The sequence below is a fragment of the Protofrankia sp. CiP3 genome (genome assembly GCF_917627345.1).
Classification (GTDB): domain Bacteria; phylum Actinomycetota; class Actinomycetes; order Frankiales; family Frankiaceae; genus Protofrankia.
On the sequence record NZ_CAKJTM010000024.1, the window covers coordinates 38419 to 48085 of the forward strand.

Annotated in this window: 6 protein-coding genes; 4 read left to right on the forward strand and 2 right to left on the reverse strand. The window is 67.2% G+C overall.

What is annotated here, in order from left to right:
* Nucleotides 1-233: 233 nt before the first annotated feature.
* A complete protein-coding gene (locus MJ797_RS11640) occupies nt 234-1136 on the reverse strand; it encodes an alpha/beta fold hydrolase (protein ID WP_239334344.1) in 903 nt (300 codons plus the stop codon).
* A 167-nt stretch (nt 1137-1303) separates the two neighbouring features.
* Between MJ797_RS11640 and MJ797_RS11645 the strand changes: the two genes are divergently transcribed.
* Nucleotides 1304-3082 (forward strand): long-chain fatty acid--CoA ligase, encoded by a 1779-nt coding sequence (locus MJ797_RS11645; protein ID WP_239334345.1) that lies wholly within the window; start codon nt 1304-1306, stop codon nt 3080-3082.
* Nucleotides 3083-3169: 87 nt separating this feature from the next.
* On the opposite strand, the gene MJ797_RS11650 is transcribed toward MJ797_RS11645, so the two are convergent.
* A complete protein-coding gene (locus tag MJ797_RS11650; protein WP_239334346.1) occupies nt 3170-3682 on the reverse strand; it encodes a DUF4442 domain-containing protein in 513 nt (170 codons plus the stop codon).
* Between the two features lie 316 nt (nt 3683-3998).
* Between MJ797_RS11650 and MJ797_RS11655 the strand changes: the two genes are divergently transcribed.
* From MJ797_RS11655 to MJ797_RS11665, 3 genes are all read left to right on the forward strand, one after another.
* Entirely contained in the window at nt 3999-5198 is a 1200-nt protein-coding gene (locus tag MJ797_RS11655) for an NAD(P)/FAD-dependent oxidoreductase (RefSeq protein WP_239334347.1), read from the forward strand.
* Nucleotides 5199-5257: 59 nt separating this feature from the next.
* Nucleotides 5258-5863 carry an SGNH/GDSL hydrolase family protein gene (locus MJ797_RS11660; protein WP_239334348.1) on the forward strand — a complete coding sequence of 202 codons (606 nt, stop codon included), beginning with the start codon at nt 5258-5260 and terminating at the stop codon, nt 5861-5863.
* Between the two features lie 120 nt (nt 5864-5983).
* Nucleotides 5984-9667, forward strand: a 3684-nt coding sequence (locus tag MJ797_RS11665; RefSeq protein WP_239334349.1) for a type I polyketide synthase, incomplete at its 3' end; no start/stop codon positions are given.

The following is a 9667-nucleotide window of genomic DNA, read 5'->3' on the forward strand; positions in this document are numbered from 1 at the left end:
GTTCTACCGGGGCCGACGACAACGAGGCGAGGCGCCGTCTGGCGCCGGCAGACCCTGGACGAACTTCCGGCGGCGACCACTTAGAATTCGTAATGAAATAACTTGTTCATTTTGAGCCTTCTGCAGGCCTGCGACCTGCGAAGATGCTCCCGAGGATGCATTTGTTAATTCATTACAGATCCTTAGAGCGCGTTTGAGATCGTCATTCCGGCTCACTGATCGAAAGCCCGATCTCAAACACGCTCTACGGTTGTGACCCAGTCGGTCATCCGGGCGGCGATCGTGCCACCGTCCCGTATCCAGTCGATGTGGCCGAGCCGAAGCTGTCCGGAGGCACGGTCAAGATGCAGCCGGGCCAGCGGGGCGGAGTCGAGTTTCGCGCACAGGATGTCGACCGCCCGTCGAGGCGCGAGCAGATCATCGTCCAGGGAGACGGCAAGCACCGGCACGGATAGTTCCCGAAGTCGTTGCTCGAAGTTCTGCTCGGAACCCGCCGGTTCGTACCGTCCTGTCCGGGCGTGTCGGCACCAGTCCAGCATGAGGCCGGATGGTTGTCGGCCAGCGAATCCCAGCCGGTGACCCGGCCAGTGGCCGAGTATGGTGGTCACCAGGTAGACGGCCCGCGTTTGCAGCAGGATTTTCGGTCCCCGGCGACCGAATCCGCTGAAGTGGGTGGTCCCCGTGGCGATGACCGCGACCCCCGCGACGGTATCCGGCCGGACCGAGGCGTAGAGGATCCCCAAGGTGCCGCCGAGACTGTGACCGAGCAGGAACAGCGGCGCCGCGGGGTACCGGCGGTGGACGGTCTCGATGATGGCGGGGAGATCCTGCTCGATTATCACCTGGTAACCGGACCGTGTTCCCGGGCGCGTCGACCGAACACTCTCGCCCTGGCCGCGTAGATCGACCGTTACGACGGACAGCCCACGCCGGCACAATTCCTGGACGAACGGTTTGTAGTACGTCGCCGGCACACCCATGGCCGGCAGGAGAAGCACCGCGGGAGCGGTTTGATCCTGCTGGGAGAACAGCCGGAGGACGAAGGTCGATCCGTCTTCGGTGGTGATCGGAACAATATCGGTCGAGGTTGGGCCGGAGACGTCCGTCTCAATCGGCGCCCTGGGGTTGACGGACAAGGCGACGCTCCTTTCTTCGAATTGATCGTGGTTTTTCCGTTGTCGTTGAGTATAGGGTTCATGAATACTTGCGGACAACCTTTCCGGCCATCATCGGGGCCGGCTATCCTGTTTTTGTCACCCGACCGCACATATCGCTGTTAGGGGTAGTCGTGCAGGAATTCAGCATGCCCGGCGGAGCCGTTCCGCCGCATGGCCAGGGGCTCGCCGACATGGCATTCGACCGTAAGCGGCTGGAGCCGGACCGACCGATTCTCAGTCGCCGGACAGCGACCGGCTGGCAGGACGTCACCCTCGCCGAGTTCGGTCACGACGTGTTCCGGGTAGCGAAGGGGCTGCTGGCCGACGGCGTCGCGGCCCGGGACCGGATAGGGATACTCGGCCACACCTGTTATGAGTGGGTCGTCGCGGACTTTGCGATCTGGACGATCGGCGCGGTGACCGTACCGATCTACCCGACATCGTCGGAGTACCAGGTCGGACATATCATCCGTGATGCGGGCGTGTCCGGCTGTTTCGTCGAGGAGCCCGAGCGGCTGGACATGCTGGGGAAGGGCGGCCTGGGCGTCCCCGCCGATCGCCGGTGGCTGCTGGGCAGCTCGTTCGACGATCTCGCGGACCGGGGGGGCTCGGTACCGGAGGAGATCGTGACGGGACGCCGGCACGCGGTACGCGCGGACGATCTTGCGACAATCGTTTACACCAGCGGCACGACCGGCCCGCCCAAGGGCTGTATGCTCACGCACGGCAATATGTTCGCGGCCGCGGTGAACGTGGTGGAGCAGCTGGGTGTCGTTTTCTCGGGATCGGATCCGGAGCCGGCGAGTACCCTGCTTTTCCTGCCGCTGTCCCATGTCTTCGGGCGGGTCACTCAGCTTGGTTGTCTGTGGGCGGGGGTCCGTACGGGGCACCTCGCCAGCCCAGCTGATCTGCTGGCGGTTATGCCTTCTTTCCGGCCGACATTTCTGATCGCTGTCCCGTATGCTCTGGAGAAGATCAGGAAAAACGCCCGCCAGCTTGCCGGCGCCGATGTGTCGGCCGTGGATTACCGCGCCGCGGAACGCACGGCGATCCACGAGGGGAAAGTCCGCCGCGGCCATGCGCTGGCAGACCCGGCGCTGCGTGCCGGCCAGCCCGTGTTCGACCGGTTGGTGTTCCGTCCCCTGCGCGCCGCTTTCGGGGGGCGCCTTCGGTACATCGTGTGCGGGGGGGCATTCCTCGACCCCTCGACGGCGGAGTTCATGACCGGTCTCGGTGTGGAGATCTTCGGTGCCTACGGCCTCACCGAGGCGTCGACAGCGGTGAGCATAAATGCGCCGGGCGCCAACCGGCCGGGGAGCGTCGGCCGGCCGCTGCCCGGGACAACGGTGGCGATCAGTGATGACGGAGAGGTGCTGGTACGCGGGCCGCAGGTATCCACCGGTTACTGGCCGCCGGCCGAGCGCGCCACGCCGGATGACGATGACGGCTGGCTCGCCACTGGTGATCTCGGCCGGCTCGACGATGACGGATACCTGTACATTATTGGCCGGCGTAAGGAAATTATCATCACAAATGGTGGCAAGAACGTCTCGCCGGCGCCGCTGGAGGATCGGATCAGGCTGCATCCCCTGGTGAGCAACTGCATGGTGGTCGGTGACGAGCGGCCGTTCGTCACCGCTCTTGTCACCGTCGACCGCAACGCTGTCCGGACCTGGGCTGATCGTCTGGGCCTGTTGCTTGCGGATGATTCCTGGCACGCCGACGAGCGTCTGCGCACGGAGCTTCAGCCCGCTGTCGACGCGGCGAACGAGCTGGTCTCCCGGGCCGAGTCGATCCGTAAGATCGTTGTGCTGCCGATCGACTTCTCGATTGCCGACGGTCATCTGACGCCCTCGCTCAAGCTTCGCCGGGATGTGATCGTCGCGCGGTTCGACAAGGAGATCGAACAGATGTACGCGGGCTGAGCAGCCGGGAGCGGCGGCCGGTGGGACTCGCGCGGGTCTTTCTGGCCGCTGGTCCCGTTACCCGGCCGGGGTTGCGATGTTCGGCCGTCAGCCGGCCGCGACCCAGGCGACGTAGTCGAAGTCGACCTTGACGAGCAGCAGGTCGTTGTCATCGTAGATCAGGGCACGGCCGGTGAGGTCGAAACGCTCCTCCTGGGTCCGGGTCAGCACGTCCGCGATGATCGTGCGATCCACGGTGCCACGTGCCCGGATACGTCCCTGTGCGGGCTTGAGGTAGGAAACATGGCTGTTGCGCAGCAGGAAGCCGCGAACCCCCAGCAGCCGCGGGCCCATCGCGCCGGAGAAAGCCGCGGCGCAGGCGACCTCGGCCGCCAGGAACAGCGCACCGGCGTGCACGGTGCCCATATGGTTGCGCAGGTTCTCCCGGTCCGGCAGCTCGGCGACGGCTCCGTCGGAGCGCAGCTCGGTCACCCGTACCCCGACGAGATTGCAGAACGGCACCATCGAATCGAGGATCGTGCGTACCTGCTCGAGGTTCGGTGGACCCCCGTTCCCGCCCTTTGCGAGGGTGGCCTGGGCCACCGCCAGCGCCGATGGCATCTCATGCTGTCGTGACATAACGGGTAGATTTCACTCGCGGACTTGCCGAACGGTAAACAGAAACCGAACCGATGACGAAGATTCTCGGACGAAATTCAGCTGTTCTGTTTGCCGATAGGATGCAAAAATCGGCTGATAGGATTCGCGACTGGCTGTTGACCTGTTTTGCCGTGCCAGGTAGAAAAAATATGCACCGCGCAGGGCAGTCAGACAGTTATGGCGGAGTTTTCCGGTCAGGCGTCAGCCGATCGAGGACGACGTGATTCTGGTCTCCGCCGCCATCCGTGGTTCAACGGCCCAAGGGAGCCTGGCAACGATGTACGACGCTATTGTCGTGGGTGCGCGGTGCGCCGGATCTCCGGTGGCGATGCTGCTGGCCAGAAGCGGTCACCGGGTGCTTCTGGTCGACCGCGCCACCTTTCCCAGCGACACGCCGTCCACCCACTACGTGCAGCAACGCGGTCTGTTGTTGCTGCGTAAATGGGGGCTGCTGGACCGGCTCGTCGAAACGAAGTGCGCCCCGATCACCCATATGACGATTTCCCGTGACGACAGTGTCATCAGCGGATTCGCCGATCCGGTGGACGGGATCACCGAGGCGTACGCTCCCCGCCGCACCGTGCTCGACAAGCTTCTCCTCGACGCCGCGGTCGAGGCGGGGGCCGAGGTCCGGGAAGGGTACCCGGTGCGTGAGATCATCGTCGAGGACGGCCGGGCGGTGGGGATCCGTGGGCAGTACGCCGGCGGCGAGCTGACCGAGGACCGGGCGTCCATCATCATCGGAGCGGACGGCCGCGGTTCGGTGGTCGCCACAGCCATGGAGGCACCGTTCTACAACGTGGTGCCGGCCGCCAGCTTCATCTACTACTCGTACTACAGCGGCTTGAACTGGTCCTTCAACAGCCGGTTCCGCGGTGATCAACAGGCCGCCGGATGGCCGACCCATGACGGCCTGACCCTCGTTGCGATCATGCGGCGTCGAGAGCGTTTCGAGGAGTTCCGCGCCGACCCCGAGGGCAGCTTCACCGAGGTGCTGCGCGCCGTGGTCCCCGACCTCGCCGCCGACCTCGCCGCCAACGGCACGCGGGAGGAACGCCTCTACAGCGTCCGGTATCCGGACAACTACTACCGCCGCTGTCACGGTCCGGGATGGGCGTTGGTCGGCGATGCCGGCTACCACAAGGACCCGGTGACGGGCCAGGGCATCTCCGATGCCTTCGAGCACGCCGAGCTGGTGGCCGAGGCGGTGCACGAGGGGCTGTCCGGCCAGCGGCCGATGGAAGAGGCGCTGGCGGCCTTCGAGCGGCACCGTGACGAGGAGTCCGCGGCCGTCTACAAGCTGACCTGCGCCCTGTCCGAGCTGGCCTTCCCGCCGGATGTCGCGGCGGTCCTCGACGCCCTGCCCGGTAATCCGGCGGCCAGGACCGAGTTCTTCGGGCTGATCGCCGGTGCCGTGAAGGCGGCTGACTTCTTCGCCCCGGCAAAGGTCGCCAAGCTGCTCGGATCTTCTGCCTGACCGCCGCGTACCGCGTACGACAGCCGATCCCGTTTCCCCGTCCCGCCCAGGAGGACCCCATGCCGGCGCCCGTGCTGACCGTGCTCGGCGACAGCTTCGCGGAGGGACGGGGCGATCCCGGACCGGACGGCTCATTCGTCGGCTGGGTGCCGCGGACGGCGACGGCGCTGGGGATCCCCCGCACTCGGGTGCTCAACCTGGGATCGTACGGCGCGACGACCCAGACCGTTGTCGACTCCCAGCTTGCCGTGGCACTCGCCAACCGCTCCTCGCTGGTGGGCGTTACGGTAGGAGGTAACGATCTTGTCAGCGACTACGACCGGGACCGTTTCGAATCGAATCTCGACCGCATCTTCACCACCCTCGCCGTTCCCGGTACCACGGTTTTCACAATGACTTTCCCTGATATTCCCGCGATGTTGCCGATCCCGTCGAACATCCGCGACGTGCTGCGCCCCCGTTTTTCCGACGCCAACGACTACGTACACAAACTGGTTGCCGGCTGCGTCCTGTGTCTCGATCTCGCGAATGTGGCCGGTATCACGGACCCGGCCCTGTGGAATCCAGACGGGATGCACCCGAGCCCAGCCGGCTACCGCGCGGTCGCCGACCGGGTCATTGATATGATCAAAACCGCCTGGGTCAGCCGAGCCCCACACGGCTGATTTCCCGCTCCACCACAGCTTCAGATCATGCCATGGCGACTTCAATCGACGCCAACCGGTTGCCGCCGCGCGGACGTGGCGTGTTTCCGGGCGTCGCCAGCCACCCAGAAGGGGAATCCTGTGAACGAGGGCGACCAGAGAACGGATCGCCGGCTCGCGAAGAACCCGATCGCAATTATCGGTCTAGCCGGTCTTTTTCCGATGGCCCACAACTTCCGGGAGTACTGGCAGAACGTCGTTGATGCCGCCGACTGCACCCAGGAGGTGCCGCCGACCCACTGGCAGCCGGCGGACTACTACGACCCGGATCCCGCCGCGCCGGACAAGACCTATTCCAAGCGTGGCGGATTCGTGCCGGAGATGGCGTTCAGCCCGATGGAGTTCGGTTTCCCACCCAACCTGCTGCAGGCCACCGGCGTCGTCCAGCTGCTCAGCCTGCTTGTCGCCCGGGACGTGCTACGCGACGCCGGTGCGCCTGATTCGTCGTGGTACGACCCGACGCGGACAGGTGTCACGCTGGGCGTGACCGGGCCGATGCCGATGACGCATCCGATGGCGGCACGGCTGGAGACACCCGTGTTGAAGGAGGTCGTACGTAGCTGCGGTCTCAGTGAGGCTGACGCCGAAGCGATCGCGGCGAAGTTCGCGCTCGCCTTTCCCGCATGGGAGGAGAACTCCTTCCCCGGCCTGCTCGGCAACGTGACCGCCGGCCGGATCGCGAACCGGTTGGACCTCGGCGGATCGAACTACACGGTCGACGCGGCGTGTGCCAGCGCGTTGGCGGCCGTCAAGATGGCCGTGAGCGAACTCGTCGAGGAACGGGCCGACCTTATGATCACCGGCGGCTGCGACACGGAGAACACGCTCTTCGGCTTCATGTGCTTCAGCAAGACCCAGGCGCTGTCCAGGACCGACACGATCCGCCCCTTCGACGATTCCGCTGACGGCACCCTGGTCGGCGAGGGCATCGGCATGCTCGCGCTCAAGCGGTTGGCCGATGCCGAACGTGACGGCGACCGTGTCTACGCCGTCATCCGCGGCATCGGGGCATCCAGCGACGGGCGCTTCAAGAGCATTTATGCCCCGCGCGCGGAGGGGCAGGTCATAGCCCTGCAACGGGCTTACGAGGACGCCGGTTTCGAGCCGTCCACGGTCGAGCTTGTCGAGGCACACGCCACCGGCACGAAGGTCGGCGACCGTACGGAGCTCACCGCGCTGCACACCGTCATGGGCAAGGCGACGCGGGAGAAGCACTTCGCCGCGATCGGCAGCGTCAAGTCGCAGATCGGACACACCAAGGGTGCCGCTGGCGCGGCCGCGCTCATCAAGCTCGCGCTCAGCCTCCACCATCGGGTCCTCCCGCCGACAATCAATGTCGAGCGCCCCAACAGCGCCGTCGACTTCGACAATTCGCCTTTCTACATCAACACTCGTACCCGTCCCTGGATCCGGGACCCGCGTCGCCCGCAACGCCGGGCGGCGGCCTCGGCCATGGGTTTCGGTGGCACGAACTTCCACGTGGTTCTCCAGGAGAGTGCCCCGGACCGCACCGGGCTGCGCGCCATGCACCAGACCGCGCGTGCTTACGTCTGGCACGCGCCACGCTCGGAGGACCTGTTCGACCTGCTGCGCACAGCGGCCCCGCCCAACGCCGACGGCGAGATCCCGGCCGACCACGCCCGGGTCGGTTTCGTCGCCTACGAGGACGAGGCGGACGCGCTGCGCACGATCGCCGTCGACCAGCTCGCGGTGAACATCGGCGCCGAGGAATGGGTCCATCCGCGGGGAATCACCTTCCGTGGCCGGGCACTTCGAGAGATCATGATCGGTGCCCTGTTCGCCGGCCAGGGCAGCCAGTACGTCGACATGGGGCTGCGGGCGGTGCTGAACATCCCGCCGGTCGCCACCGCCTTCGACGACGCCAACACGCCGTTCACCGACGCGGACAGGACCCTCGCCCAGGTGGTGTTCCCGCCGCCGCTGTTCGATCCGTCGGCGGCCGCGGAGCAGGACGCCATGCTCACCCGCACCGACTACGCCCAGCCCGCCATCGGCGCGCTCGCGGCCGGGCAGTTCCGTTTCCTCACCGAGCTGGGCCTGCGCTGTGACGGCTTTCTGGGGCACAGCTTCGGTGAGCTCACCGCGCTGTGGGCCGCGGGCGCGCTGGACGACACGTCCTTCTTCCGGCTTGCCCGGGCCAGAGGGCTGGCCATGGCCCCGCCGGCGGATGCCGCCGCTTTCGACCCCGGGGCGATGGCCGCGGTACGGGCCGCCCGGGACGACGTCACCAGCCTGCTGGTTGACCACCAGAGTGTTACCGTCTGCAACCATAATGCCCCAGATCAGGTCGTGGTCGGCGGCGGGACAGCGGACGTGGACGCCTTCGTCGCCAGCTGCGTCGCGCGTGGGATCTCGGCCCAGCGCCTGCCGGTCGCCGCGGCCTTCCACACCCCTCATGTCGCGCACGCGGTCGAGTCGTTCCGCGTAGCGGTGGAAGCCACGGAGATCCGTGAGCCGCGGGGGCGCACGTACGCGAACACCGCCGGTGCCAGCTACGGCACGGATGTCGACGCCAACCGGCGGGTGCTTGTCGAGCAGCTGGTCAACCCGGTCGAGTTCGCCGCCGGGGTCGAAGCGATGCGCGCGGACGGCTGTACGGTCTTCGTCGAGTTCGGCCCCCGTACGGTCCTCACCGGGCTCGTCCGGCGTTGCCTGGGTGAGGCCGATGTCATCGCCATCGCCACGGACAGCGGCCCCACCGGCGACAGCGACGTGGCTCTCAAGCAGGCCGCTGTGCGCCTCGCGGTCCTCGGCGTGCCGCTCACGGGCATCAACCGGTACGCCGCCGAACCGTTCGCCGAGGTGGTGCCAGCCGGCATGTCGATACCTCTCACCGGCGCGAACCACGTGCCCGACGCCCACCGGCGTGCCTACCGGGAGGCCATCGACAACGGCTACCGGGTTTCCCCGCCGGTACCCGGGGCCGCCGGGGCCGCCGCTGAGAACGGGCGGACCGGGCACGGGCCTGACACGCGCCCGGCCTCGTCCGGTGACGACATGCCCAGCGGGCGTCCCACGGCCCCCGCGCCCGCGCGGACATCGCCGGCCGCGGCTGAGCGGATACCAGCCCAGGCGCCGGTGCCGCCGTCGGCGCTGGCGCCGACCGTGACCCAGCCGTCAGCACAGGAGACGCCGGTGGATCAGATCGCGGCTGTTGCCCGGGAACATCTCGCCCTGCACAGCCAGTACCTTGACAGTCAGCTTCAGGTCGCGGGCGGACTGGCCGCGGTCCTGCGCGAGCCGTCCCAGGGCGCCGCGGCCGATCAGCGCCTGCACGCCGCGGTCGAGGCCGTCTCCACGCAGAGCCTCGCGATGAGTGCCGCGCACATCCGGGTGAACGAGATCCTCACCTCGCTCACCGATCTGGAGCTCGGCCGGCCCGCGGCCGGACCGGACGCAAGCAGCCACCATGTCGCGCCGGCCGGGGAAGTCGAAAACCTCGCCGGGGCCGCCGCCGGTCCGGCGCTCGAACCGTCGCCCGCACCGTTCGCCATCCCTGCCCCGGCCGGACCCGCTGGGACGGACGGCTGGTTGCCATTCGATCTCGCCGCGCCGCCCATCCCCGGTCAGCTCACCGGACCCGCTCCGGCGAACGGTACGGCTAACGGGAGCCACCGGGACGCGGATGCGTCTGCGGCTCCGGCTGTTTCTGTCGCGTCGGCTCCGGTTGGGGCTGATGGGGAACAGGTGCGGTTGGCGGTGGCGGAGGTGGTGGCGGAGAAGACGGGTTATCCGGCGGAGATG

Excerpts from the sequence above, each read along its gene's own strand:
- MJ797_RS11655 (WP_239334347.1), top strand. The coding sequence starts at position 3,999 with ATGTACGACGCTATTGTCGTGGGTGCGCGGTGCGCCGGATCTCCGGTG.
- MJ797_RS11650 (WP_239334346.1), bottom strand. The coding sequence starts at position 3,682 with ATGCCATCGGCGCTGGCGGTGGCCCAGGCCACCCTCGCAAAGGGCGGG.
- MJ797_RS11645 (WP_239334345.1), top strand. The coding sequence starts at position 1,304 with ATGCCCGGCGGAGCCGTTCCGCCGCATGGCCAGGGGCTCGCCGACATG.
- MJ797_RS11660 (WP_239334348.1), top strand. The coding sequence starts at position 5,258 with ATGCCGGCGCCCGTGCTGACCGTGCTCGGCGACAGCTTCGCGGAGGGA.